The 25414-nt window shown below is 56.3% G+C and carries 23 protein-coding genes; 11 read left to right on the top strand and 12 right to left on the bottom strand.

Annotated features, from left to right (window positions below):
• Positions 1-9 precede the first annotated feature (9 nt).
• Together aceE and pdhR are read right to left on the bottom strand one after the other, a co-directional pair.
• Complete coding sequence (gene aceE / locus CKF42_RS12160; protein WP_111208293.1) at positions 10-2676, bottom strand: pyruvate dehydrogenase (acetyl-transferring), homodimeric type; 2667 nt, start codon at positions 2674-2676, stop codon at positions 10-12.
• A gap of 103 nt (positions 2677-2779) precedes the next feature.
• The gene (gene pdhR / locus CKF42_RS12165; protein ID WP_009092096.1) at positions 2780-3544 is read right to left on the bottom strand and encodes a pyruvate dehydrogenase complex transcriptional repressor PdhR; all 765 of its coding nucleotides are present in this window, start codon (positions 3542-3544) and stop codon (positions 2780-2782) included.
• A 515-nt stretch (positions 3545-4059) separates the two neighbouring features.
• Here pdhR and aroP point away from each other — a divergent pair.
• The 4 genes from aroP to CKF42_RS12185 all read left to right on the top strand — a co-directional run bounded on the left by aroP (position 4060) and on the right by CKF42_RS12185 (position 8329).
• On the top strand, positions 4060-5415 hold the full coding sequence (gene aroP / locus CKF42_RS12170; protein WP_009092097.1) for an aromatic amino acid transporter AroP: 1356 nt from the start codon (positions 4060-4062) through the stop codon (positions 5413-5415).
• 124 nt (positions 5416-5539) lie between these two features.
• Positions 5540-5785 (top strand): hypothetical protein, encoded by a 246-nt coding sequence (locus tag CKF42_RS12175; protein WP_111208294.1) that lies wholly within the window; start codon positions 5540-5542, stop codon positions 5783-5785.
• 175 nt (positions 5786-5960) lie between these two features.
• Positions 5961-7373 (top strand): glycoside-pentoside-hexuronide (GPH):cation symporter, encoded by a 1413-nt coding sequence (locus CKF42_RS12180; RefSeq protein WP_111208295.1) that lies wholly within the window; start codon positions 5961-5963, stop codon positions 7371-7373.
• Complete coding sequence (locus tag CKF42_RS12185; RefSeq protein WP_009092100.1) at positions 7370-8329, top strand: family 43 glycosylhydrolase; 960 nt, start codon at positions 7370-7372, stop codon at positions 8327-8329. The genes CKF42_RS12180 and CKF42_RS12185 overlap by 4 nt, the downstream gene beginning before the upstream one ends.
• Here the strand turns inward: CKF42_RS12185 and ampE are convergent.
• Both ampE and ampD read right to left on the bottom strand, forming a co-directional pair.
• Positions 8311-9165, bottom strand: coding sequence for a beta-lactamase regulator AmpE (ampE, locus tag CKF42_RS12190; RefSeq protein ID WP_111208296.1), 855 nt, complete (start codon positions 9163-9165; stop codon positions 8311-8313). The genes CKF42_RS12185 and ampE overlap by 19 nt on opposite strands.
• A gap of 16 nt (positions 9166-9181) precedes the next feature.
• Positions 9182-9733, bottom strand: a complete 552-nt coding sequence (gene ampD / locus CKF42_RS12195; protein ID WP_009092102.1) for a 1,6-anhydro-N-acetylmuramyl-L-alanine amidase AmpD — start codon at positions 9731-9733, stop codon at positions 9182-9184.
• Positions 9734-9929: 196 nt separating this feature from the next.
• On the opposite strand from ampD, the gene nadC reads away from it, so the two are divergent.
• The 4 genes from nadC (at position 9930) to hofC (ending at position 14062) form a co-directional block, all read left to right on the top strand.
• Positions 9930-10826, top strand: coding sequence for a carboxylating nicotinate-nucleotide diphosphorylase (nadC, locus tag CKF42_RS12200; protein WP_009092105.1), 897 nt, complete (start codon positions 9930-9932; stop codon positions 10824-10826).
• A 216-nt stretch (positions 10827-11042) separates the two neighbouring features.
• Positions 11043-11498, top strand: coding sequence for a prepilin peptidase-dependent pilin (gene ppdD / locus CKF42_RS12205; RefSeq protein ID WP_009092106.1), 456 nt, complete (start codon positions 11043-11045; stop codon positions 11496-11498).
• Positions 11485-12870 (top strand): type II secretion system protein GspE, encoded by a 1386-nt coding sequence (gene gspE, locus CKF42_RS12210; RefSeq protein WP_111208297.1) that lies wholly within the window; start codon positions 11485-11487, stop codon positions 12868-12870. The genes ppdD and gspE overlap by 14 nt, the downstream gene beginning before the upstream one ends.
• The gene (gene hofC / locus CKF42_RS12215; protein ID WP_111208298.1) at positions 12863-14062 is read left to right on the top strand and encodes a protein transport protein HofC; all 1200 of its coding nucleotides are present in this window, start codon (positions 12863-12865) and stop codon (positions 14060-14062) included. Before gspE ends, hofC begins: the two co-directional genes overlap by 8 nt.
• A 25-nt stretch (positions 14063-14087) precedes the next feature.
• On the opposite strand, the gene CKF42_RS12220 is transcribed toward hofC, so the two are convergent.
• On the bottom strand, positions 14088-15128 hold the full coding sequence (locus tag CKF42_RS12220) for a GMP reductase (RefSeq protein WP_009092110.1): 1041 nt from the start codon (positions 15126-15128) through the stop codon (positions 14088-14090).
• Between the two features lie 234 nt (positions 15129-15362).
• On the opposite strand from CKF42_RS12220, the gene coaE reads away from it, so the two are divergent.
• The 3 genes from coaE to yacG are packed head-to-tail and all read left to right on the top strand — an operon-like array spanning position 15363 to position 16925.
• Positions 15363-15971 carry a dephospho-CoA kinase gene (coaE, locus tag CKF42_RS12225; RefSeq protein WP_009092113.1) on the top strand — a complete coding sequence of 203 codons (609 nt, stop codon included), beginning with the start codon at positions 15363-15365 and terminating at the stop codon, positions 15969-15971.
• 4 nt (positions 15972-15975) lie between these two features.
• The gene (gene zapD, locus CKF42_RS12230) at positions 15976-16719 is read left to right on the top strand and encodes a cell division protein ZapD (RefSeq protein WP_009092116.1); all 744 of its coding nucleotides are present in this window, start codon (positions 15976-15978) and stop codon (positions 16717-16719) included.
• An 8-nt stretch (positions 16720-16727) separates the two neighbouring features.
• On the top strand, positions 16728-16925 hold the full coding sequence (gene yacG / locus CKF42_RS12235) for a DNA gyrase inhibitor YacG (protein ID WP_009092117.1): 198 nt from the start codon (positions 16728-16730) through the stop codon (positions 16923-16925).
• A gap of 30 nt (positions 16926-16955) precedes the next feature.
• On the opposite strand, the gene mutT is transcribed toward yacG, so the two are convergent.
• The 7 genes from mutT to ftsQ form a co-directional block, all read right to left on the bottom strand.
• Positions 16956-17351 (bottom strand): 8-oxo-dGTP diphosphatase MutT, encoded by a 396-nt coding sequence (gene mutT / locus CKF42_RS12240; RefSeq protein WP_009092119.1) that lies wholly within the window; start codon positions 17349-17351, stop codon positions 16956-16958.
• Between the two features lie 142 nt (positions 17352-17493).
• Positions 17494-20196: a preprotein translocase subunit SecA gene (gene secA / locus CKF42_RS12245; protein ID WP_009092121.1), complete on the bottom strand. Its 2703-nt coding sequence runs from the start codon at positions 20194-20196 to the stop codon at positions 17494-17496.
• Between the two features lie 74 nt (positions 20197-20270).
• Positions 20271-20777 carry a secA translation cis-regulator SecM gene (gene secM, locus CKF42_RS12250; protein WP_223812705.1) on the bottom strand — a complete coding sequence of 169 codons (507 nt, stop codon included), beginning with the start codon at positions 20775-20777 and terminating at the stop codon, positions 20271-20273.
• 299 nt (positions 20778-21076) lie between these two features.
• The gene (gene lpxC / locus CKF42_RS12255) at positions 21077-21994 is read right to left on the bottom strand and encodes a UDP-3-O-acyl-N-acetylglucosamine deacetylase (protein WP_009092125.1); all 918 of its coding nucleotides are present in this window, start codon (positions 21992-21994) and stop codon (positions 21077-21079) included.
• 101 nt (positions 21995-22095) lie between these two features.
• Entirely contained in the window at positions 22096-23250 is a 1155-nt protein-coding gene (gene ftsZ / locus CKF42_RS12260; protein ID WP_009092127.1) for a cell division protein FtsZ, read from the bottom strand.
• 71 nt (positions 23251-23321) lie between these two features.
• Positions 23322-24578 (bottom strand): cell division protein FtsA, encoded by a 1257-nt coding sequence (ftsA, locus tag CKF42_RS12265; RefSeq protein ID WP_009092129.1) that lies wholly within the window; start codon positions 24576-24578, stop codon positions 23322-23324.
• On the bottom strand, positions 24575-25414 hold the full coding sequence (gene ftsQ / locus CKF42_RS12270) for a cell division protein FtsQ (protein ID WP_009092131.1): 840 nt from the start codon (positions 25412-25414) through the stop codon (positions 24575-24577). The genes ftsA and ftsQ overlap by 4 nt, the downstream gene beginning before the upstream one ends.

Consider the following 25414-nt stretch of genomic DNA (forward strand, 5'->3'; position numbering starts at 1 on the left):
TCTTACCTCTTAAGCCAGACGCGGGTTAACTTTATCGGCATCGATGTTGAATTTGGTAATGGCATCCGCCACCACTTTCTTCTCGATCTCGCCGCGTTTAGCCAGCTCACCCAGCGCAGCAACCACCACATAAGATGCATCAACTTCAAAGTGATGACGCAGATTCTCACGGCTGTCAGAGCGACCAAAGCCATCGGTACCCAGCACGCGGTAATCGCTGGCTGGAACATAGCTGCGAACCTGTTCAGCGAACAGTTTCATGTAGTCGGTTGAGGCAACCGCTGGTGCGTCATTCATCACCTGAGCGATGTAAGGCACGCGTGCTTCTTCTGTCGGATGCAGCATGTTCCAGCGCTCACAATCCTGGCCATCACGCGCCAGTTCGGTGAACGAGGTGACGCTATAGACATCAGAGCCGATACCGTAATCTTTCGCCAGGATCTGTGCCGCTTCACGTACGTGACGCAGGATAGAACCTGAGCCCAGCAGCTGCACTTTGCCTTTGCTGCCTTCTACCGTTTCCAGCTTGTAGATACCCTTACGGATACCCTCTTCCGCACCCTGCGGCATGGCTGGCATATGGTAGTTTTCGTTCAGCGTGGTGATGTAGTAGTAGATATTCTCCTGCGCTTCGCCATACATACGCACCAGACCATCATGCATGATGACAGCCACTTCATAGGCGTAAGACGGGTCGTAAGAGATACAGTTCGGGATGGTCAGCGACTGAATATGGCTGTGGCCATCTTCATGCTGCAGGCCTTCGCCGTTCAGCGTGGTACGGCCGGAGGTTCCGCCGACCAGGAAGCCGCGCGCCTGCTGGTCACCCGCCAGCCACATCAGATCGCCGATACGCTGGAAGCCGAACATCGAATAATAGATGTAGAACGGGATCATCGGCAGGTTGTTGGTGCTGTAAGAGGTCGCCGCTGCCAGCCAGGATGAACCTGCGCCCAGCTCGTTGATCCCTTCCTGCAGAATCTGGCCTTTCTCATCTTCTTTGTAGTAAGCAACCTGCTCACGGTCCTGCGGAGTGTACTGCTGGCCGTTCGGGCTGTAGATACCAATCTGACGGAACAGACCTTCCATACCGAAGGTACGCGCTTCATCCGCAAGGATCGGAACCAGACGATCTTTGATCGACTTGTTCTTCAGCATCACGTTCAGGGCACGAACGAAGGCGATGGTGGTGGAGATCTCTTTGTTCTGCTCTTCCAGCAGCGCACCGAACTCTTCCAGCGCTGGCATTTCCAGCTTCTCGGTGAACTTCGGCTGACGCGTTGGCAGGTAGCCACCCAGCTTCTCACGCTGACCGTGCAGGTAAGTGTGCTCTTCTGAGCCTTTTTCGAAGGTCACGTACGGCAGTTCTTCGATTTTATCGTCAGCAACCGGCACGTTGAAGCGATCACGGATATAGCGCACGCCATCCATGTTCATCTTCTTCACCTGGTGAGCAATGTTTTTGCCTTCCGCGGTGTCGCCCATACCATAACCTTTGATGGTATGCGCCAGGATCAGCACCGGCTTGCCTTTGGTGTCCTGCGCTTTTTTCAGTGCCGCGTAGATTTTCTTCGGATCGTGGCCGCCACGGTTCAGTGCCCAGATTTCATCATCGGACATGTCTTTAACCAGCGCGGCAGTTTCCGGATATTTGCCAAAGAAGTGCTCACGCACATAGGCGCCATCACGGGATTTAAAGGTCTGGTAGTCGCCGTCGACGGTTTCGTTCATCAGCTGAATCAGCTTGCCGCTGGTATCTTTGCGCAGCAGCTCATCCCAGCGACCGCCCCAGATGACTTTGATCACTTCCCAGCCAGCACCGGCAAAGATGCCTTCCAGCTCGTTGATGATCTTGCCATTACCGGTGACCGGGCCATCCAGACGCTGCAGGTTGCAGTTGATGATGAAGACCAGGTTATCCAGTTTTTCACGGGTCGCGATGGTGATCGCACCTTTGGATTCTGGCTCATCCATCTCACCATCACCCAGGAAGGCGTAGACGGTCTGAGCAGAGGTATCTTTCAGGCCACGGTGTTCCAGATATTTCAGGAACTTCGCCTGATAGATCGCTGACAATGGACCCAGACCCATAGAAACGGTCGGGAACTGCCAGAACTCCGGCATTAATTTCGGGTGCGGATAAGAAGAGAGACCTTTACCGTCAACTTCCTGACGGAAGTTGTTCATCTGCTCTTCGGTCAGACGACCTTCAAGGAACGCACGGGCATAGATGCCCGGAGAGATGTGGCCCTGGAAATAGACCAGATCGCCGCCATCTTTGTCATTACGCGCGCGGAAGAAGTGGTTGAAGCACACTTCATAAATGGTCGCAGAAGACTGGAAGGAGGACATATGGCCGCCGAGTTCCAGATCTTTCTTCGATGCGCGCAGCACCGACATGATGGCGTTCCAGCGGATAGCGGAACGGATACGACGTTCAAGAGAGGTGTTGCCCGGATAGTCGGGTTCATCTTCAACGGCAATAGAGTTGATGTAGTTGCTGATAGCAGACGATCCTGCAGCAACGTTCACGCCGCCTTTGCGGGCTGCACCCAGTACCTGATCGATCAGATACTGTGCACGTTCAACACCTTCTTCACGGATGACCGATTCGATCGCCTGTAGCCAGTCACGAGTTTCAATCGGATCCACGTCATTGTGTAAACGTTCTGACATGGGTGTGTTCCTTATCTGTGTCTAATACGTTGAATAATCGGGAGCCTGTCAAAGCACAAGCAGGCAGGCTCGTCGCACATGTCCGTACGATCTTTGTCGCACGTTATTCCTTACGTTGCTGTAAACGACGCAGGGAGCGTTCTCGACGGCTCTGCTCCCGACTTCTGTCCAGCAAGATTTCCTCTATGAACGCCAGGTGACGGTGTGAAGCCTCGCGCGCTTTTTCTGGCTCACGGGCCACAATCGCCTCAAAGATTCTGGCGCGGTGACCGCTCACTTTTGCCAGCATTTCCCGGCGAGAGTAGAGCAATTCGAAATTCTGACGGACGTTTTGTTCCAGCATAGGGCCCATTGAGCGTAGCAAATGCAAAAGCACCACATTATGGGCCGCTTCTGTGACAGCGATCTGATACTGCATCACGGCGTCCGCTTCGGCGTCTAAATCGCCGCTGTCCTGCGCCTGCTGGATGTGCACATGGCAGTCGCGAATGCGCAGCAGATCTTCTTCTGTGCCGCGCAGCGCCGCGTAATAGGCGGCGATGCCCTCTAAGGCATGACGCGTTTCCAGCAGGTCAAACTGTGATTCCGGATGGTCTGCGAGAAGCTCAACGAGTGGATCACTCAGGCTTTGCCAGAGATGCTCCTGTACGAATGTTCCGCCGCCCTGACGGCGCAGCAACAATCCTTTCGCTTCTAAGCGCTGGATCGCTTCGCGGAGAGACGGACGTGAGACATCGAATTGTTTGGCGAGTTCGCGCTCAGGGAGCAGCTTCTCTCCCGGACGCAGTGTCCCTTCCATAATCAGGGATTCGAGCTGTTGCTCGATAGCATCTGAGAGCTTGGGTTGGCGAATCTTACTGTAAGCCATCATCCCTTCTTATTAAGCCAGTCGTCCGGAGTAAATTGGTAATACCAATTGTACAGAGGTGGCGGTAAAGTAACAAAGTATTCACCTTGTGTCTATATGGTGTCTGTGACATTCCCCTGCCTCTGAAGCCCGCCCTGACGCTAACTTGCGGTTAAAAAAATGAAAAATTCGCGTTAGGCTGAATGTTAAATAAATTCACTTTTACCAAACCTTACACCTGCTTAGCCCCGAAGCGCAGCGGCATCCATAAGTGAAAGCTATTCGTCATGAACCGCATTTCATGGCAGAAATTTCTCTGGCCTGACGTGACCGGGACGGCGTTTTTTCAGTCAACTCTCAGCACGAAAGGCGAAAGCAGGTGCAAAGCGATTCGCTTATCACTATTCTTGTCGCCAGGGTAGCGCATGGCAGCACTCAGCACGCCAGATACCGTAAAATAATCAATACGTTAATGTAACTACTTCCTTACAGCGAACCGCGCTGGGAACGAAGAATAAAAACATCACGAGGTTTGTATGGAACAACAGCAAGGCGAGGCGCTGAAACGTGGTCTTAAGAACCGCCATATTCAGCTCATCGCGCTGGGTGGAGCAGTAGGAACCGGCCTGTTTCTGGGCAGCGCATCGGTCATCGAATCCGCCGGTCCGGCCGTTATTCTGGGCTATGCCATTGCCGGTTTTATTGCCTTTTTAATCATGCGCCAGCTGGGCGAGATGGTCGTTGAGGAGCCGGTTGCCGGCAGCTTCAGCCACTTCGCCTATAAATACTGGGGCAACTTTGCCGGCTTCGCCTCGGGCTGGAACTACTGGGTACTTTACGTGCTGGTCGCCATGGCAGAGCTCACTGCCGTCGGCAAATATATTCAGTTCTGGTGGCCCGACTTTCCAACCTGGGCCTCGGCAGCCATCTTCTTCGTCATGATTAACGCCATCAACCTGACCAACGTGAAAGTCTTTGGTGAGATGGAGTTCTGGTTCGCCATTATTAAAGTGGTGGCGGTCATTGGCATGATCCTGTTCGGCGGCTGGCTGCTCTTCAGCGGCAACGGCGGCCCGCAGGCGACGGTGCGTAACCTCTGGGAACAGGGCGGCTTTTTCCCGCACGGCATTGGCGGTCTGGTGACGGTCATGGCGATCATCATGTTCTCATTCGGTGGGCTGGAGCTGGTGGGGATCACCGCCGCTGAAGCCGATAATCCGGAAGTCAGCATCCCGAAAGCGACCAACCAGGTGCTGTGGCGCATCCTGATTTTCTACATTGGTTCACTGGCGGTGCTGCTGTCACTGATGCCGTGGAGCCGTGTCACCTCTGAAGTCAGCCCGTTTGTCTTTATCTTCCACGAGCTGGGCGATGCCATGGTGGCGAATGCGCTGAACGTGGTGATCCTGACGGCCGCTCTGTCGGTCTACAACAGCTGCGTTTACTGCAACAGCCGTATGCTGTTTGGTCTGGCTCAGCAGGGCAACGCGCCCAAATCGCTGCTGAAAGTTGACCGTCGCGGCGTTCCGGTCTTAACCATTCTGGTTTCTGCGGTCGCCACGGCGCTCTGCGTGCTGATCAACTACCTGATGCCCGGTGAAGCGTTCGGCCTGCTGATGTCACTGGTGGTTTCTGCACTGGTCATCAACTGGGCGATGATCAGCCTGGCGCACCTTAAGTTCCGTCGTAAGAAAGATCAGCAGGGCGTGACCACCCGCTTCAAAGCGCTGCTCTATCCGGCCGGTAACTGGATTTGCCTGATCTTCCTGGCGGCAATTCTGGTGCTGATGGCAACTACGCCGGGCATGGCCATCTCTGTCTGGCTGATCCCGGTCTGGCTGGTGATTCTGGCGCTGGGTTACTTTATTAAGAACCAGACGCAGAAAGTCTGATCCCTTCTCTTATCCGGTGCGCCAGCTCAGGCGCACCGGCCACTTTCGTTCTGTTACTATTTTTATTGCTGACGGGTAGTGATAATTTTTTCCTGCTTCTCACCCACTAAAGGAAAAAATAACTATGCGTGAACTCGCACCTTCAGAAATTATGGCCGTCAGCGGATGTGGCCTGATTCAGGATATCACCACCGCCGTCGGCCAGCAGGCCGGTTCGCTTTTGGGCAGCGTGATGGGTTCCCTGATACCGATTCCCTTTCTCAACGGCGTGATCTCCTCGGTGGCCAGTACGCTTTTCAGCACCATTGGTGGCTGGATTGGCAGTCTGCTCGGTAGCCTGGTTGAAGGACAGAATAACAGCGCAGCTTAACGATTCTCTGCCGCCCTGCCCCGCTTAATGTGATGTGAACGGGCCCGCGCCTGCGTGCCAGTTCACATTTTTTTGCGCCCGCCCGTTTTGTCCATCTCTGTGACTCAATACTGCCACGCCGTGAATGACTTAAGCGCTGATAATCATTAGCTTCATGGTTTGCAGGAGAAGCACAATGAAGCCCGCGGCACTCACATTTAAAGAAAAACTGGGTTATGGCATGGGCGATGCCGGATGCAACATGATTGGCGGTGCCATCATGCTGTTCCTCAACTACTTCTATACCGACGTGTTCGGCCTGGCTCCGGCGCTGGTGGGCACGCTGCTGCTCTCGGTCAGGGTGCTGGATGCGGTCACCGACCCGATTATGGGCGCGATTGCCGACCGCACCCAGAGTCGCTGGGGTCGTTTTCGTCCCTGGCTGCTGTGGGTCTCCGTTCCCTACGTGCTGTTCAGCGTACTGATGTTTACTACGCCAGACTGGACCTATCACAACAAGGTGATCTGGGCATTTGTCACCTACTTCCTGATGTCACTGACCTACACCGCCATTAATATTCCTTACTGTTCACTGGGCGGCGTGATTACCAGCGATCCCGGCGAGCGCGTCTCCTGCCAGTCCTACCGCTTTGTTATGGTCGGCATCGCCACGCTGACCCTCTCCCTGTCACTACTGCCGATGGCGGAGTGGTTTGGCGGCGCGGATAAGGCGCGCGGCTATCAGATGGCGATGGCGGTGCTGGCCACTCTGGGCCTGGCGATGTTTCTCTTCTGCTTTGCTACGGTGCGTGAACGCATCCGCCCTGCCGTTCCCAGCAATGATGACCTGAAAAAAGATCTGCGTGACGTCTGGAAGAATGACCAGTGGGTCCGGATCCTGCTGCTCACCTTCTGCAACGTCTGTCCCGGCTTCATTCGCATGGCGGCGACCATGTACTACGTAACCTGGGTCATGGGTCAGTCAACGCACTTCGCCACCTTGTTTATCAGCCTGGGGGTAATCGGCATGATGGTGGGCAGCACGCTGGCGAAAGTGCTCACCGACCGCTGGTGCAAACTCAAAGTCTTTTTCTGGACCAATATCGCGCTGGCCCTTTTTTCCAGCGGCTTTTACTGGATCGATCCGCACGCCACCCTGATGGTCGTGGTGGCTTATTTTGTGCTGAATATTCTGCATCAGATCCCCTCTCCCCTGCACTGGTCGCTGATGGCCGATGTGGATGACTACGGCGAATGGAAAACCGGTAAACGCATTACCGGCATCAGCTTCTCCGGCAACCTCTTTTTCCTCAAGGTGGGTCTGGCTGTCGCGGGGGCGATGGTCGGTTTTCTGCTCTCAATGTATGGCTACAACGCGGGCGCAAAACAGCAGTCAGCCGAGGCGATTAACGGCATCATGCTGCTGTTTACCGTTATTCCGGGCGTCGGCTACCTGATCACCGCCGGCGTAGTACGGCTGATGAAGGTTGACCGCAAAATGATGCTCACCATCCAGCAGGATCTGGCGCTGCGTCGCGAAAACTTCCACGACTTACACACTGTTCGTCTGCACAACCGTGCTGCCACGCCAACCGGAGATGTAAAATGAGCCCAACCTGGCCGAATCCTTTTATTGAGCAGCGCGCTGACCCGTTTATTCTGCGCCATGAACAGCACTACTATTTTGTCGCCTCAGTACCGGAATATGACCGGCTGGAGATTCGCCGCGCCACCACGCTGGCTGACCTGCGCAGCGCAGAACCGGTGGTGGTCTGGCACAAGCCGGAGAGCGGCCCCTGCAGCGAACTCATCTGGGCACCCGAGCTGCACTATATCGACGGGTTGTGGGTGATCTATTTCGCGGCGGCACCGACGCGCGACATTAAAGAGGGGTTATTCCAGCATCGGATGTACGCACTGGTGTGCGAGGCCGGCGACCCGCTGCAGGGCGAATGGCAGCCCTGCCGGCGCGTCTTCAGCCAGCTTGACAGCTTTTCACTGGATGCCACCCACTTCGTGCATCAGGGTAAAAACTGGTATCTCTGGGCACAGAAAGATCCCGCCATTCCCGGTAACTCCAACCTCTATCTGGCGGAGCTGCTTAATCCCTGGACGCTGAAAGGCACGCCGGTAATGCTGAGCCGGCCTGAATATGAGTGGGAGTGTGCAGGATTTAGCGTGAATGAAGGACCGGCGGTCATTCGTCATGGTGACAGGCTGTTTGTTACCTACTCCGCCAGCGCCACCGATGAGAATTACTGCCTGGGCATGCTGTCGATTGCCGCAGAGGCGGACCCGCTTGATGTGACCGCATGGCAGAAATCGGCGCGGCCGGTGTTTGTTTCCAGCTGGGACAATCATCAGTATGGGCCGGGGCACAACAGTTTTACGCAGGATGAGTCGGGGCGGGACGTGCTGGTCTACCATGCGCGAAACTACACGGAGATTGAGGGCGATCCGTTATGGGACCCGAACCGCCATACCCGACTGAAATATTTCAGCTGGCGCAGCGATGGCACGCCCGATTTTGGCGTGCCCCCTGCTGATCACACCAGCGTGCCATAAATCGTCAGCAGCGCTACGGCCACCACCAGCACCAGTGAGGTCCGTTTCGCCAACGCCACGGCCACCCGTGGCGTTTCAACTTTATCCGTGTGCAGATCGCGGGACAGCGAGAACTGCGCCAGGGTGGTCAGCACCTGATACTGAGAACGGTGACGATCGGTCAGTGAGACAAACCAGGCGGGCAGCGCCTTTTCACCGTGGCCCAGCAGAGCGTAAGCCACCCCTGCCAGCCGGACCGGTATCCAGTCGAGCAGATGCAGAATACCGTCGACCCCCGATTGCGCCCGCGCCATCGGTGTGCCGTGCTTTGCCAGCCAGCCCTGCCAGGCTCGCAGGAAGGCGTAACCCACCAGCAGCACCGGTCCCCAGGGGCCACCCACCACCAGCCAGAACATCGGTGCCAGATAGAAACGGAAGTTTATCCAGATCAGCGCATTCTGCAGCTCGCGCAGAAATTCGCGTTCGCTGCACTCCACCGGCACACCATGAATCAGCGTCAGCTCCGCCGCCATCGCCTGATGCGCCGCATCGTCGTCATGACTGGCCGCCTTCAGATAGTGATGGTAGTGCTGCCGCACTGAACCGGCCCCGATACAGAGCAGCCCGACCACAATCCAGAACAGCAATAGCACCACGCCAAACAGTACGCCTTTCAGCGTCACCAGCACCAGTGCCGTCAGCGCCATCGCCAGCGCGGTCATCAGCAGCGTCCGCAACATGGAGAAGTGGCGGCGATGGCGAAAAATCGGCTCCAGCCGGTGTTCGAGCTGCCAGTGCTCGCCCAGTTTAAACAGGCGCTCCCAGCCCAGAACCAACAACAAGGTAAACAACGTCATACTGACCCCGCAAAAATCAGGATTTTTGCTGCGTTAACAGCTCTCTGTAGTACTCCCAGTCAAAAGCAGGACCAGGATCGGTTTTGCGCGCCGGAGCAATGTCGCTATGCCCGGTAATACGTGCAGGCGTGACCGGATAGTGCTGCAGCAGCAACTGCGTAACCTGCTGCAAAGCCCGATATTGCGCCCCGGTATAAGGCTCGCTGTCAGTTCCTTCCAGCTCGATGCCAATAGAGAAGTCATTGCAGTTTTCCCGGCCCTCAAACTGCGAAACCCCCGCATGCCAGGCGCGCTTATCAAAGGGGACATACTGCACAATCTCGCCGTCACGGCGAATCAGGCAGTGTGCCGCCACTTTCAGTGCCGCGATATCGGCAAAATAGGGATGCGCATCCGGCGGAAGCGTGCCGGTGAACAGCTTATCGATCCACGGTCCGCCAAACTCTCCCGGCGGCAGGCTGATATTGTGAATCACCAGCAGTGACGGCGCCTCATTGTCAGGTCGTTCATTGCAATGTAATGAGGGCACCTGACGTACGCCGGTCAGCCAGCCCTGTTTGATTTTCATACCGGATTTCCTTGTTCTGCCTGGCTGAGAATAGCATGAATAATAAAGGATTCTTGCCCCTTAGTGTGTCGGCAGCGTGACATTATCTGATTTCTTGTTAAGGATACTAAACAAAATACGGTTTATGGCTGGCACCGCGTGGCAGTTCAGGCTATTGTGACCGCCTCAGACATCCCCTTTTCTGGAGTGTAAGCCTATGTCTTCTCGTGGTTATGATCCCGACAGCCGCCGTCAGGCGCTGATTAAACGCATTGAAAGTGACATCCCGGATGCCGTTGCGCTGGCGTTAAAGGAGGATCTCGGTGGGGAGATCGACGCCGACCGCGATATCACCGCACAGCTGTTACCGGCCGATACCCAGGCCCATGCGCAGGTCATCACCCGCGAAGCCGGTGTTTTCTGTGGTAAACGCTGGGTCGAAGAGGTGTTTATTCAGCTGGGCGCGCACGCCACCCTGAACTGGCACGTCAGTGATGGCGATCCGATCAAGGCTGACCAGCTGCTGTTTGAAATTGAAGGCCCGGCCCGCCTGCTGCTGACCGCCGAGCGGACGGCGCTCAATTTTGTGCAGACGCTCTCCGGCGTGGCGACCGAAGTCAGCCGCTATGTTGCGCTGCTGGCAGGCAGCCAGACCCAGCTGCTGGACACGCGTAAAACCCTGCCCGGCCTGCGGACGGCGCTGAAATATGCCGTGCTCTGTGGTGGCGGCAGCAATCACCGGCTTGGCCTCTCTGACGCCTATCTGATCAAAGAGAATCATATTATCGCCAGCGGGTCGATTGCTCAGGCGGTGGAAAGAGCGCAGTGGTTACAGCCCGACGTGCCGGTTGAAGTTGAGGTGGAATCGCTGGAGGAGTTACGCCAGGCGCTGGAGGCCGCCGCTGACATTGTCATGCTGGATAACTTCAGCCTGGAGGAGATGCGTACCGCCGTCGAACTGAATCAGGGGCGGACGCTGCTGGAAGTTTCCGGCAACGTTACCGAAGCCACCCTGCCGCAGATCGCCCTGACCGGCGTGGACTACGTTTCGGTTGGCGCACTGACCAAACATGTCCGGGCGCTGGATCTCTCGATGCGTTTTCAGCAAAAGTAAACCGCAGCGGCACGGTCAGTGCCGCAGCCTCTGTCCGCGCATTCTGCTGACCCGCCCGCGCGGCCACGCGTTTTGCGACCTCGCTTACAGCGCCATTGCTACTGCGTTGTAACGACGCACATTCTTTCGGTGATCCTTTCCAGCCTGAAAACTCGCCACTGTTTTTCACCGCCCCCGCTTTCTACCCTGTCGACTTCTTAATCAGGAGACGATGGAATGAACTATCAACGTGGATTTACGCTGGTTGAACTGATGATTGTGGTCGGCATTGTGGCGATTCTGAGTGCCATTGGCCTGCCCGCCTATCAAAACTATCTGCAGCGCGCCGCGCTCACCGACATGCTGCAAACGATGGTGCCCTATAAAACCGCCGTCGAACTCTGTGCCATGGAGCGCGGCGGCCCGACGCAGTGTCAGGCCGGACAGGCTGGTATCCCTGCTGCGAAAGGATCGCGCTATGTTTCGGCACTGAGCGTCACTAACGGGGTGATTACACTGACCGGCCAAGAGAGTCTGAATGGCCTGAGCGTTGAAATGGTGCCGATTCATGATGCCACGGATGGCAGCATCAGCTGGCAGCGCAGCTGCACCAGCAGCAACAACAATCTGCGCGACAATTGCCTGGAACAGTTCCGCTTTGCGGATAAAGGGGCCAGCGATGAATCCGCCTGACGATGCAATCACGGCACTCTGCCAGCGCTATCGCGCGCTGATTTTGCAGCATGATGCCGATCGGTTACGCGTTGCCGTGGCGGAGAGCGTTCCGCCCGGCCTCTCTGAAGCGCTTCACTTTGCCAGTCAGTGTCAGATTGACATTGAATGCTGGCCGCAGGCCCGCCTGGATCAACGTCAGCATGCCGACACGGGGCGGGTCGCGCGCGAAGAGACACCCGCTGAATCGGCGATTGAAGCCGCCGAGCTGATTCTGCGTCAGGCGCTGGAACGTCGCGCCTCGGATGTGCATATCGAACCCGGCGCTGAGGGGATGCGGGTGCGGCTGCGCATTGACGGTGTCCTTCACCCGCTCTCTTCCCTGCCTGTGACCCAGCCTGCGGCGCTGCTGGCGCGCCTGAAAATCCTCGGCGGACTGGATATTGCCGAACGCCGGTTGCCCCAGGATGGTCAGTTCAGTCTGGCGATCGCCGGTCAGTCAGCCTCCTTTCGTCTGGCAACGTTACCCGTGTATGGCGGTGAAAAAGCGGTCATCAGGCTGTTGCAGAGTGAAAGCGCGGCGCTGTCACTGGATAAGCTCGGCCTCCCCCCTGCGCAGCTGCGCCTCTTCACGGCGGCGCTGGCCCAGCCGCAGGGGCTGATACTGGTCACCGGGCCGACCGGCAGCGGTAAGACATTTACCCTCTACAGTGGACTCAGCGCCCTGAACCGGCCGGAAAAAAACCTGTGCAGCGTGGAAGATCCGATTGAGATCCCGCTGTCCGGCATTAATCAGACGCAGATCCATAACCGCAAGGGGCTGGATTTTAACCGTGTGCTGCGGGCGTTACTGAGACAGGATCCGGACGTCATTATGGTCGGAGAGATCCGCGATGCCGAAACGGCAGAGATTGCAGTGAAGGCAGCGCAGACCGGCCATCTGGTGCTTTCAACCCTGCACACCAACTCCACCGCCGAGACGCTGACCCGGCTGCGGCAGATGGGCATCCCCGGTTATCTGCTGGGCCCGGCGCTGAAGCTGATCGTGGCTCAACGCCTGGTCCGGCGCCTCTGCCCCCATTGCCGTCAGCCGGCCCAGGCGGTGGCGCACTACCCCACAGAAATCTGGCCCGGCACGCTGCAAACCTGGCGCGCGCCCGGTTGCGATCACTGTTTCTCCGGCTACTTTGGCCGGCTGGCGCTGTTTGAACTGCTGCCGATCAATGCCAGGCTACAGAATGCCATTGCTGCTGAGATGCCGCTGGAGAATCTGCTCACGCTGGCAAAACAGCAGGGATTGCGCACCCTGCTGGTTTCCGGTCTGGAAGCCGTAAGCCGGGGCGACACCTCGCTGGAAGAGATGCAGCGGGTCATCGGGCTGGACAATGGCTGATGCAGCGCTGTTCCGCTGGCAGGCGGTAGATAGCCAGGGGCAGTTGCGCAGTGGTCAGCTGCTGGCTGTTGATAGTGAAACTCTGCTGCGGGTGCTGGCGCAGCGCGACCTGCTGCCCGTGAGCTGGAAGCGGGAAAAGGGCTGGCGTCAGTCGGAATGGAAGTGGCAGCAGAAGAGCGATCTGATACGCCAGCTGGCAACCCTGCTCAAAGCCGGTCTGCCGCTGGCAGAGAGTCTGGCGTTGCTGGCAGAGGGGCATCCGCATGCAGGCTGGCGGGCATTGCTGCTCGCCCTGCATTATCGGGTGCTCAGCGGCGCCCCTTTTTCTCAGGCATTACGTGAATGGCCACAGATTTTTCCGGCGCTCTATCCGGCACTGATGGAGGTGGGTGAACTGACCGGTCAGCTTGATGTCTGCTGCGATGAGCTGGCCCGTCAGCAGAGCCGGCAACAGCAGTTAGGTCAGCAGGTGGTGAAAGCGTTGCGTTATCCGCTGTTCATCCTGCTGGTGGCCCTCGCTGTCACCTGCGGCATGCTGCTGTTTGTGCTGCCTGAGTTCGTTGCCGTCTATGACGCCTTTGACGCGCCCCTGCCCGCCTTTACGGCAGCGGTGATGCAGCTATCAGCCCAGCTTCAGGCATGGGGAGGCGTCCTCGCTTTCGGCGTAACGCTGATACTGGCGATTGTGTTTCAGTTGCGACGGCGCTCTGCGGACTGGCAGCGCCGCGAACAGGCGCTTTTGCTGCGCCTCCCCCTGCTTGCCGGATTATGGCGGGGGATGCAGCTGACGCAGATCTACACCATCCTGACGCTGACACAGCGTGCCGGGTTGACCCTGTTGCAGGGACTGGCCGCCGCAGAAGTGACGCTCTCTGCCCTGCTCTGGCGGGAGGCCATGGCCGCCCTCCAGCAGCACATTGCTCAGGGTCATCCCCTGCATCAGGCATTGATGCATCATTCGCTGTTCACGCCGTTATGTGGTCAGCTGATTCGGGTCGGCGAAGAGGCGGGGGCACTGGATGTGATGCTGGCGCGTCTGGCGGAGTGGCACGAGGCAGAGACCCGCAAACGTGCTGATACCCTGGCGGCGTCGCTGGAGCCGATCATGATGGTGGTCATTGGCGCTATCGTCGGCTCGCTGGTAGTCGCGATGTATCTGCCCGTATTCGGTCTGGGTGATGCGATGCATTAAGGGGCGCCGGATGCGCCCCGGACGATTACCGGTTGAATACGCGGTTTTCCTGCTCATTGACCCGGATGAAGGTCGTGCGCTTGGTCAGCTCTTTCAGACGCTCAGCCCCGACGTAGGTGCAGGCGGACCGCAAACCTCCCAGAATATCCCGTGCAGTATCAGCCACCGGGCCACGTAATGGCAGCTTCACCGTTTTACCTTCGGCGGCCCGATACTGGGCGACACCGCCGACATGACGTTTCATCGCCGATTCAGAACTCATGCCGTAAAACAGCATGAAGCTTTCGCCATTTTCTTCGACGACCTGCCCTTCACACTCATCGTGTGCCGCCAGCATGCCTCCCAGCATCACAAAGTCCGCTCCGCCACCAAAAGCTTTCGCAATATCGCCTGGCACCGAACAGCCGCCATCACTGACAATCTGTCCACTTAAGCCATGGGCCGCATCGGCACATTCGATGACGGCAGAAAGCTGCGGATAGCCCACGCCGGTTTTCACCCGGGTCGTGCAGACCGACCCCGGGCCGATGCCAACCTTAACGATATCCGCGCCCGACAGAATCAGCTCTTCCACCATCTCCCCTGTCACCACATTACCGGCACAGATGGTTTTCGCCGGGAACATCTCACGAGCGCGCTGCAGAAAATCAACAAAATGCTGCGAGTAACCGTTGGCCACGTCGATGCAGATAAACTGCAGATCGTCGGACAGCGCCATAATGGCGACCAGCTTGTTCAGATCGTTTTCAGAGGTGCCGGTTGACACCATCACATGCTTCAGAACCGTGGCGGGGACGCGCTGAATAAACGCCCGCCACTCCTCCACGCTGTAGTGCTTGTGAACGGCGGTGAGAATAGCAAAACTGGCCAGCGCCTCAGCCATTAAAAAGGTGCCGACGGTATCCATGTTGGCCGCGATAATCGGGACGCCGCTCCAGCTCAGGCGAGAGTGGCGGAAGGTGAAGCTGCGTTCCAGCTCGACCTGCGAGCGGCTTTGCAGCGTGGAGCGTTTGGGCCGGATTAAGACATCTTTAAAGCCCAGTTTCAGATCTTCTTCAATACGCATAAACAGTGTCCTGGTAGGTGGCAACAACTCGCCGTTCGCGAAATAAGCACGGTTCCAGTGACGTTATATTACGCGCCTCTGGCGACGCGACAAGACTGCGAATTTCACTTTATTTACGCTACAATCCGTAAAATTTATTGCTGCTTTACTGGTGTGATCTGTCGCTCATTTTTGCGTTTTTTGTTCAGATCATTACCCTGAACCTATGTCCATATGAGAAGCCAGGTGAGAAACATGCCCTATACCGTCGCGCTCACAGGAGGAATCGGCAGTGGTAAAAGCACGATAGCCGGAGCCTTTGCTGCGCTTGGTGTGGAAATTATTGATGCTGACCTGATCGCACGCGAAGTGGTCGAGCCAGGCACTCCCGCTCTGCAGGCCATTGAGGCGCGCTTCGGCGCATCGATCGTGACCGGACAAGGAACGCTTGACCGTGCTCGCCTGCGCGAAATTATTTTTCAGCAGCCCGAAGAGAAAAGCTGGTTAAACGCGCTGCTGCACCCGCTGATTAACGCCCGGACGCGACAGCTGATCGCCCAGGCGGCCTCACCTTATGTGCTCTGGGTGGTGCCACTACTGGTAGAAAATCAGTTACAGCACCAGGCTGATCGGGTGCTGGTCGTGGATGTTGATGAGGAGACGCAGTTAGCCCGTACCCGACAGCGCGATGGGCTCTCCCTGGAGCAGGCGCAACGTATTCTTTCCGCGCAGGCGACGCGCCAGCAGCGCCTCGCCTGTGCCGACGATATTATTGATAACAGTGGCGAGCCCGATGACGCCTTGCCACAGGTTGCCGGACTTCACCAGCGCTACCTCCGGCTGGCGGCAACGAAACAGGATTAATAACATGAGCACACCCGTTCTGTTTGAACACCCACTGAATGAAAAAATGCGGACCTGGCTACGGGTTGAGTTTTTAATTAATCAGTTAGACGAAACGACCCCGCTGGATAAAACCGTCAATGCACTGACCTTTTTCCGCCTCACTGGCGAGTTGCTCGACATTTTCGAGCGGGGCGATATTCGCACAGAGCTGCTGAAAGAGCTGGAGCGTCAGCAGCAGAAATTACGCGCCTGGGCGGATGTGCCGGGTGTCGATATGACGCGGGTTGATGCCCTGAGCGATAAACTCAAAAGTCAGTCAACCCGGTTGATGAATGCACCACGGATGGGGCAGCAACTCCGCGAGGATCGTCTCATTGCCCTGGTTCGCCAGCGTCTGAGCATTCCTGGCGGCTGCTGCAGTTTTGATTTGCCGGGTCTGCACATCTGGCTGCATCTGCCACAGGAAGTCCGCGATGCGCAGGTTGAAGCCTGGATGCAGACCCTGGAGCCACTCCATCATGCCCTGGCGATGGTGCTGGATTTGATCCGCCAGTCGGGTTCGTTCCATACGCAGACCAGCCTCAATGGCTTTTATCAGGATAATGCCGAGGATGCCGATCTGCTGCGACTGCAGCTGTCGCTGGACGATGCGCTCTATCCACAGGTGTCCGGACACAAAAGCCGCTACGCCATTCGTTTTATGCCGCTGGACAGCGAGCGCGGCGAAGTGCCCGCCCGTCTTAACTTCCAGCTGGCCTGTTGTTAGAGGTAACTATGCAGCAAGAAGTCATGACCGTCTCCTGTCCGCAGTGTGGCAAAGAGGTGATCTGGGACGAACTCAGCCCGTTTCGGCCGTTTTGCAGTAAGCGCTGTCAGCTTATCGATTTAGGGGAATGGGCTGCCGAAGAGAAACGCATTCCCAGCAGCGATGATATGAACGACAGTGAAAACTGGAGCGAAGAAGATCGCTGACAGAAGGATGGGGCGCACTGCCCCATCTGCTCAGAGCTCGCCGGCGACCAGACGCGCAATCAGTTGATGATTCGCGGCCGGAAATTCGTCGGCGACCAGCGCCTGCTGATCAACCCAACGCTGCGGCTGCCCCTCTTTACCCCACGGCTCTCCCTTCCAGCCTTCGACCAGAAAGAAATGCAGCGTCACGCGCAGATCGTCATAGGTGTGGTCGGCATGACCAATCGGGCGCGCATCGGTCACTTCAATACCGGTTTCTTCGTGGAGTTCTCTGACGAGCCCCTCTTCCGCACTTTCGCCCGCTTCAATCTTACCGCCGGGAAACTCCCATTTGTTCGCCATGTAAGACGTTGACGCGCGCTGGGCAAGGAAAATTTGTTTACTGGCATTGCGAATGATGCCAACCGCAACCTGCAGGTGCTTCATGGAAACTGTCCGGTCGTAATGAGTGAGGGCTGATTTTAGAACATGCTATAGCGGAAGTTAACCGCTTTACGTCTGCTCTGGCGAGATGGGCCGCGGGCATAAAAAAAGGAGCCAGCGGCTCCTTTTTCATCAGCATTGCGTATCAGGCGATACGGCCATGACACTGCTTGTATTTCTTACCGGAACCACACGGGCAGGGATCGTTGCGGCCGACTTTACGTTCACCGCTCTGCTCTGCCGCCGGTTCTGCCAGCGCATCCTCTTCTACGTGGCTCAGCTGCTGCTGCTGCGCCAGACGCTCGGCTTCTTCACGACGCTGCTGCTCCATCGCTTCAACCTCTTCAGGCATACGCACCTGAACCTTGCTCAGGGTACTGATCACTTCATACTTCAGTGATTCCAGCATCGCAGCGAACATGGCGAAGGATTCGCGCTTGTACTCCTGCTTCGGATCTTTCTGCGCATAGCCACGCAGATGGATGCCCTGACGCAGATAGTCCATCGCAGCCAGATGCTCTTTCCACAGCGAATCCAGCGTCTGGAGCATCACGCCTTTTTCGAAGTTACGCATCATCTCGGCACCGACGATCTCTTCTTTGGCAGCATAGCTCTCGGTCGCGTGGGTCATGATGCGCTCACGCAGCACTTCCTCGTGCAGATCCGGCTCTTTATCCAGCCATTCCGCTATCGGCAGGTTAAGATCGAAGTCGGCGCGCAGACGCTCTTCCAGCCCTGGCACGTCCCACATCTCCTCCAGTGACTGCGGCGGAATATAGGTATCGATGGTCGCTTTGTAGACATCGTGGCGAATGCTGTTAATGGTTTCGCTCACATCAGAGACATCCAGCAGCTCATTACGCTGGCTGTAGATAGCGCGACGCTGATCGTTTGCCACATCATCATATTCCAGCAGCTGCTTACGAATATCGAAGTTACGGCTTTCAACTTTGCGCTGAGCATTGGCGATCGCTTTGGTGACCCATGGATGCTCAATCGCCTCGCCGGGCTTCATGCCCAGTTTACGCATCATATTCGACACGCGATCGGAGGCAAAAATACGCATCAGCGCATCTTCCATTGAGAGGTAGAAGCGTGAGGAACCGGCATCACCCTGGCGACCGGCACGACCACGCAGCTGGTTGTCGATACGGCGGGACTCATGACGCTCGGTACCGACGATGTGCAAACCACCTGATGCCAGAACCGCATCGTGACGAACCTTCCAGGCCGCTTTGATCTCTTCGATCTGCGCTTCGGTCGGATTCTCCAGCGCCGCCACATCGGCATGCCAGCTGCCGCCCAGCATAATGTCTGTACCACGACCCGCCATGTTGGTGGCGATCGTTACCGCACCCGGCTGACCCGCCTGCGCCACGATATCCGCTTCGCGGGCGTGGAACTTGGCGTTCAGAACGTTGTGTTTGATACCCGCACGGGTCAGTTCGTTAGAGACCACTTCCGATTTTTCAATCGAGATCGTCCCCACCAGCACCGGCTGACCGTTAGCAGTACGCTCACGGATATCTTCGATAATCGCATCGATCTTCTCTTTCTCGGTCATGTAGACCAGGTCAGCCAGATCTTTACGTACCATCGGACGGTTGGTCGGCACCACGATAGTGTCGAGTTTATAGATGGAGCTGAATTCGAACGCTTCAGTGTCTGCGGTACCGGTCATACCGGCCAGCTTCTCGTAAATACGGAAGTAGTTCTGGAAAGTGATAGAGGCCAGCGTCTGGTTCTCGTTCTGAATCTCTACCCCTTCTTTCGCTTCAATCGCCTGATGCAGACCATCGGACCAGCGACGACCCTGCATGGTACGGCCGGTGTGTTCATCAACAATCACGACCTCGCCATCTTTGACGATATAGTCCACGTCGCGGGTAAAGAGCGCATGAGCACGCAGCGCCGCCGTAACGTGATGCATCAGCATGATGTTGGTCGGTGAATAGAGTGACTCACCCGCTTCCATGATGCCCTGGCTGACCAGCAGCTCTTCCACCTTAACCAGACCGCGCTCGGACATGTGAGCCTGACGCGCTTTCTCATCGACCCAGAAGTCACCTTCACCCTGATGAGTTTCGTTATCTTCCTTATCCTGACGAACCAGATGAGGGATGATTTTGTTCACTTTGGTGTAGAGGTCAGAACTGTCTTCTGCCGGACCGGAGATAATCAGCGGCGTACGCGCTTCATCGATCAGGATGGAGTCGACCTCATCCACCAGCGCGTAGTGCAGTTTACGCTGTACGCGCTCTTCCGGGCTGAAAGCCATATTGTCGCGCAGGTAGTCGAAGCCGTACTCGTTGTTGGTGCCGTAGGTGATGTCTGCAGCGTAGGCTTCGCGCTTCGCTACCGCAGGCAGACCCGACATGTTGATACCAATGCTCAGGCCAAGGAATTCGAACAGTGGACGGTTGTTTTCCGCATCGCGCTGAGCCAGATAGTCGTTGACGGTCACCACGTGAACGCCTTTGCCGGAGAGGGCGTTCAGGTAGGCTGGCAGGGTCGCGGTCAGGGTTTTACCTTCACCGGTGCGCATCTCAGCGATGCAGCGGTCGTTCAGCACCATGCCGCCGATCAGCTGAACGTCGAAGTGACGCATGCCAAACACACGTTTACTGGCTTCACGCACTGTCGCAAAGGCTTCAGGAATCAGGCTCTCCAGCGATTCGCCTTTTTTCAGGCGCTCGCGGAACTCGTCCGTTTTGGCTTTCAGTTCATCATCAGAGAGCTTCTCGAAATCAGGCTCCATCTTGTTGATGACATCTACCACTTTGCGCATGCGGCGCAGCGTACGATCGTTGCTGCTGCCAAAAACCTTGGTCAATATTTTGCTTAACATAATCAATAGTTTCTCAATTCAGCCGGCGCTTGCCGGACTGCGAAATCTTAACAGAGTGAATAAAACCAAAAATATTAGCAGAACAATCGGGCAGGTCCGGCGCGAATGCCATGCACGCTGGCATGCCACTCAACCCATGAGCGGGTTACGGCGGTGAAAAGCGGGGGTGCCGTCATCAGCTGCGGGGCGGTATGCCGCGCAGAATGGGACGTCAGTAAGTTATGCAGTGAATCAATCAGCGCCAGCTTTTGTGCCGCCAGCGGTAAAATCTGTGGCTCCGCCTGGGCCTGTGGCGCCAGCGTGAACGAAAGATGACGGATAACCGTACGGATGGCGTGCTGATGCCAGTAATCCACGCTGAAGCTGGGACGGCGGGACGCTTCCTGAAGCCGTATCAGGTGGTCAAAACGTGCGGCACTGCCCAGAAAAAGGCTGCTGGCCGGAGATTCTGAAGAGGTGCTGAGTTCGGAGTTTTGCGCACAGGCTGGCAGGCCAAAGCTGGCCGCGACCATCCCTAACAGGAGATGGGGCCAGAAATAGCGTCTACCCAATTGTCGCCAGCGCTGAAGAATCCCGATCACACCCTTTCCATTGCGCATGCTCCTGCGCCTTTGTTTTCGTTCAACCGCCGCGTGCTGCAACGGATTTCGGCCTGTAAAAGCGCCACAGATAGTATCATTAATGTGGGGCATCCACACCTGAGATTAAAGTGGCGGTGTGAGAAAAGGCGAGCGATTGTTCAGCAATTCAGCAGAACAGACAAGGTGTTACGAGAGAGGTCACACTATTGCGATGGAGAAGATGGGGGCAATAAAAAACGGCTGGCGCCGCTGACCGGAGAGGGTGTCAGCATAACCAGCCGTTTCGCGTTCCGGGGTAATTAAGCCAGAACCAGATTCGGTGCTTTGAATGCCAGCGGCAGTTCAGCTTCGTCTTCGAAGGTTGCCCATTCCCAGGCTTCCTGCTTAGCCAGAACCGCTTGCAGCAGCTTGTTATTCAGTGCGTGGCCTGATTTGAATGCAGTAAATGCACCAATGATGTTGTGACCACACATAAACAGGTCGCCGATAGCGTCCAGCATTTTGTGACGGACAAACTCGTCTTCAAAACGCAGGCCTTCTTCATTCAGTACGCGGAAATCATCCAGACCTATCGCACAATCTAAGCTACCGCCCAGGCACAGGCCTTTAGACTGCAGATATTCGATTTCACGCATAAAGCCAAATGTACGCGCCCGGCTGATCTGACGAACAAAGGCATCAGCAGAGAAGTTCATCGCATAACGCTGTGAGCTGGAATCGATAGCCGGGTGTTTGAAGTCGATGGTGAAATCAAGCGAGAAACCGTTGTACGGTTTGATCTCGGCCCATTTATCACCCTCTTCCACACGCACGGTCTGCTTAACACGCACGAATTTCTTCGCGCTGTTGAGCTGCTCGATACCCGCATCCATTAGCAGATAGATAAACGGTGCTGCGCTGCCATCCATGATCGGGATTTCCGGAGCATCGACTTCAACAATAATGTTATCGATACCCAGACCGGCCAGGGCGGCATTGAGGTGTTCGACCGTTGAAATACGCACGCCGTCATCATTCACCAGGCAGGTACTCAGCATGGTGTCGCGCACGTATTTTGCATCAGCCGGAAAATCTACCGGTGGATTCAAGTCGGTGCGACGATAGATGACCCCGGTGTTAGCCGACGCAGGGCGTAATGTCAGGGTGACTTTTTTGCCGGTATGCAAACCGACACCCGTCGCCTGAACAATACGTTTTAATGTCCTTTGTTTGATCATCGCATTATCTCGCAATATTACCTTTCCGACCGCCAGTATACTTTACCAGCGGGCAGACACTTTAGCACAAAGAGCGGAGAACCCCAATTATAGGGTTAATCCTAATCGGCCTGCTTGCGTAAAAAGGCCGGAATATCAAGATAGTCGGGCTCTTTGTTCGACTGCGCAGCCTGGTCGTTAACCACTTTAGCAGCGGGTTTCTGCTCCTGCGGCAGCGGTGACATACCGTGCTGCTGATAGCGATGATCCATCACAGGCTGGCTGGCTGGCTTGTTAGTGACCAGCGTAATTTCCGGACGCTTGTCCATGCCGATACCGGTTGCCACCACGGTGACGCGCAGTTCGTCGTTCATTTCCGGATCCAGCGAGGTGCCGATAACCACGGTTGCGTTGTCAGAAGCGAAGGCGCGGATGGTGTTACCCACGGTTTCGAACTCATCCAGACGCAGATCGAAGCCTGCCGTAATGTTGACCAGCACGCCACGTGCACCAGACAGGTCGATATCTTCCAGCAGTGGGCTGGAGATTGCCATTTCAGCCGCTTCTTCCGCACGATCTTCACCGCACGCAACGCCTGAACCCATCATCGCATAACCCATTTCAGACATGACGGTACGCACGTCAGCAAAGTCGACGTTCATCAGGCCCGGACGGGTGATCAGCTCGGCAATACCCTGGACTGCACCTTTCAGCACGTCGTTGGCTGCGCCAAACGCATCCAGCAGGGAGATTCCGCGACCCAGCACTTTCAGCAGCTTGTCGTTAGGAATGGTGATCAGTGAATCGACATGCTTAGAGAGTTCAGCGATCCCCTGCTCGGCAAACGCCATGCGTTTTTTGCCTTCGAAGTTGAACGGCTTGGTGACCACGGCCACCGTCAGGATGCCTAAATCCTTTGCCACTTCAGCCACGACAGGCGCTGCACCGGTACCGGTACCGCCGCCCATGCCGGCTGCGATGAACACCATGTCTGCCCCTTCCAGCGCAGAACGCAGTGCTTCGCGATCTTCTTCTGCAGAGTTACGGCCCACTTCCGGGTTCGCACCCGCACCCAGACCTTTGGTAATGTTGTTACCGATCTGGATCGTCTGGCCGACCGCTGTTTTACGCAGCGCCTGAGCGTCGGTATTCACAGCAAAGAATTCCACACCTTCGATACGCTCGCGTACCATGTGCTCTACGGCGTTACCGCCGCCGCCACCGACGCCGATGACTTTAATCACCGCGTCGTTGGTTAATTCCATAGGTTCAAACATGATTTCTCTCCGTTATGTGCCTGTCGCCTGGAGATCACTAAAGAAAACAGCATGATCTCCTTTCACAAAAATTAAAACTCTTTTTTTAACCAACTGTTAAAACGCTTGAACCAGTTACCTACTGAGACACGCTTTTCGGTCTCTGCATCACCGTTCATGTGCGACTCTTTGCCATAGTGCAGCAGTCCCACCGCGGTGGAGTAGTACGATTCCTGCGCATAATCAGTCAGGCCAGTAATATTCAGCGGCTGTCCGATACGCACCTGCGTATGGAATACGCGTTGCGCACAGGCCGCCAGTCCTTCAATTTGCGCGGCGCCACCGGTCAGGACAATGCCTGCGGCTAAGTGGTGCTTCACGCCCTGCTGACGCAGTTGTTCCTGTAACTGCAGAATCTCGTCGTTGACCAGATTCAAAAGTTCGGTATAACGCGGCTCAATCACCTCTGCCAGCGTCTGACGCTGCAGGCTGCGCGGTGGACGTCCACCCACGCTTGGCACTTCAACGTTCTCATCTTTGCCGACAATCGATCCCAGCGCACAGCCATGGCGCACTTTAATCGCCTCCGCATCGGTTGGCGGTGTGCCAAACGCATAGGCGATATCGCTGGTGACGACGTTGCCCGCATACGGAATAACCTTAGTGTGCCGTAAAGCGCCGCCGGTATATACGGCAATGTCCATTGTACCGCCACCAATGTCGACAACACACACGCCCAGCTCACGTTCGTCTTCCGTTAAAACGGCAAAACTGGAGGCGAGACCGGCAAAAATCAGCTGATCGACTTTCAGCCCGCACCGCTCAACGGCTTTCACGATGTTCTTTGCCATGTCGTTGTGACAGGTGATCAGGTGCACTTTCGCCTGCATACGCACGCCGGAAAGTCCGACCGGGTTCTTAATCCCTTCCTGATAGTCGATGGCATATTCCTGAGGAATCACGTGCAGGATGCGATGCTCATCACGCACACGCACCGATTTGGCGGTATGCACGACGTTCTCCACATCATCCTGAGTCACTTCCTCTTCCGAAATCGGAACCATCCCGATTTCGTTCTGACAACTGATATGTTTGCCCGATAAAGCAAGGTAGACAGAGGAGATCTGGCAATCTGCCATCAGCTCAGCCTGGTCGATGGCACGCTGAACGCATTTCACCACCGACTCAAGGTCGTTTACGCCACCTTTATCCATACCGCGGGAGGGACAGCTGCCCACCCCAATAATATTGACCATACCATCGGGCAGAATTTCCCCAACCAGGGCGGCGACCTTCGCAGTGCCGATTTCGAGTCCAACTACCAGTTTTCTGTCCGTTGCCTTGATCATTGTTGTTTAGCCTGTGCCTGGTTCTGTTGCTGATTACTGTCCTGTGGCTCCATCACAACCGGTGTCCAGCCAACAGAAGCGCCCGAGTCGTATCGCAAATCCACGTAGCTGATACGTTTGCTCTCGTTCTGACCTTGCTGTTCCAGCACCGGGTAGAGCTCAATAAAGCGATTCAGTCGTTTCATGGTGTCGCTGCGGCCCAGCTCAATACGAACATCATCGCTGGTGACCAGCTGCCATGAACGCCGGGCCGTCATCGACGCCACCTTCAGAGTAAACTTCCGGGCTTTCAGCACATCATCCATGCTGTGATAGCCCGCCAGGACCTCTTTCTCACTCCCTTCAGGTCCATACAGCATTGGCAACGTCTCTTTACCAATGTGGCTGGCAGGCACACTGAAGGAAACCCCATCAGCATCCACCATATGCACATCGTTCCAGCGTGCCACTGGCGTGTACTCCACCAGATGAATCTTCAGCTCGTCCGGCCACTGTTTACGCACGCTGACCTGCTTGATCCACGGCAGCCGCTCGATCTGCTGCTGCAGGATGTCGACATTCTGCGACATAAAGGTGCCCGGTGGGCCAAGCGACAGGATCGCCTGGCGGATATCATCGTGCGTGGTGTAGTGCGTCTGCCCCGTTACCACCAGTCTGGATAACGGCAACCGGGACGCATCATTCATCCACTTCAGCACCACCAGCCCGCCGGAAATCATAATCCCGATGACAATCAGCAGGAAAACAATACCGAACAGTCGGGCTCCGTTACTGCGCCCGGTGCGAGTACGCTCCTGCGGTTCACGGTTTCGAACTCTCATCGCCGCCTGTGACAT

Origin of the sequence: Pantoea sp. ARC270 (genome assembly GCF_003236725.1) — a bacterium.
GTDB classification, from domain to species: Bacteria; Pseudomonadota; Gammaproteobacteria; order Enterobacterales; family Enterobacteriaceae; genus Pantoea; species Pantoea anthophila.

Bases quoted from the DNA above. Each gene is read 5' to 3' on its own strand.
- ftsA (WP_009092129.1), bottom strand. From the start codon at position 24,578: ATGATCAAGGCAACGGACAGAAAACTGGTAGTTGGACTCGAAATCGGC.
- lpxC (WP_009092125.1), bottom strand. From the start codon at position 21,994: ATGATCAAACAAAGGACATTAAAACGTATTGTTCAGGCGACGGGTGTC.
- ampD (WP_009092102.1), bottom strand. From the start codon at position 9,733: ATGAAAATCAAACAGGGCTGGCTGACCGGCGTACGTCAGGTGCCCTCA.
- ampE (WP_111208296.1), bottom strand. From the start codon at position 9,165: ATGACGTTGTTTACCTTGTTGTTGGTTCTGGGCTGGGAGCGCCTGTTT.
- mutT (WP_009092119.1), bottom strand. From the start codon at position 17,351: ATGAAGCACCTGCAGGTTGCGGTTGGCATCATTCGCAATGCCAGTAAA.
- zapD (WP_009092116.1), top strand. From the start codon at position 15,976: ATGAGCACACCCGTTCTGTTTGAACACCCACTGAATGAAAAAATGCGG.
- CKF42_RS12175 (WP_111208294.1), top strand. From the start codon at position 5,540: ATGCGTGAACTCGCACCTTCAGAAATTATGGCCGTCAGCGGATGTGGC.
- CKF42_RS12220 (WP_009092110.1), bottom strand. From the start codon at position 15,128: ATGCGTATTGAAGAAGATCTGAAACTGGGCTTTAAAGATGTCTTAATC.
- secA (WP_009092121.1), bottom strand. From the start codon at position 20,196: ATGTTAAGCAAAATATTGACCAAGGTTTTTGGCAGCAGCAACGATCGT.
- nadC (WP_009092105.1), top strand. From the start codon at position 9,930: ATGTCTTCTCGTGGTTATGATCCCGACAGCCGCCGTCAGGCGCTGATT.
- hofC (WP_111208298.1), top strand. From the start codon at position 12,863: ATGGCTGATGCAGCGCTGTTCCGCTGGCAGGCGGTAGATAGCCAGGGG.
- CKF42_RS12185 (WP_009092100.1), top strand. From the start codon at position 7,370: ATGAGCCCAACCTGGCCGAATCCTTTTATTGAGCAGCGCGCTGACCCG.
- ppdD (WP_009092106.1), top strand. From the start codon at position 11,043: ATGAACTATCAACGTGGATTTACGCTGGTTGAACTGATGATTGTGGTC.
- aceE (WP_111208293.1), bottom strand. From the start codon at position 2,676: ATGTCAGAACGTTTACACAATGACGTGGATCCGATTGAAACTCGTGAC.
- pdhR (WP_009092096.1), bottom strand. From the start codon at position 3,544: ATGGCTTACAGTAAGATTCGCCAACCCAAGCTCTCAGATGCTATCGAG.
- ftsQ (WP_009092131.1), bottom strand. From the start codon at position 25,414: ATGTCACAGGCGGCGATGAGAGTTCGAAACCGTGAACCGCAGGAGCGT.
- yacG (WP_009092117.1), top strand. From the start codon at position 16,728: ATGCAGCAAGAAGTCATGACCGTCTCCTGTCCGCAGTGTGGCAAAGAG.
- gspE (WP_111208297.1), top strand. From the start codon at position 11,485: ATGAATCCGCCTGACGATGCAATCACGGCACTCTGCCAGCGCTATCGC.
- coaE (WP_009092113.1), top strand. From the start codon at position 15,363: ATGCCCTATACCGTCGCGCTCACAGGAGGAATCGGCAGTGGTAAAAGC.
- aroP (WP_009092097.1), top strand. From the start codon at position 4,060: ATGGAACAACAGCAAGGCGAGGCGCTGAAACGTGGTCTTAAGAACCGC.
- ftsZ (WP_009092127.1), bottom strand. From the start codon at position 23,250: ATGTTTGAACCTATGGAATTAACCAACGACGCGGTGATTAAAGTCATC.
- CKF42_RS12180 (WP_111208295.1), top strand. From the start codon at position 5,961: ATGAAGCCCGCGGCACTCACATTTAAAGAAAAACTGGGTTATGGCATG.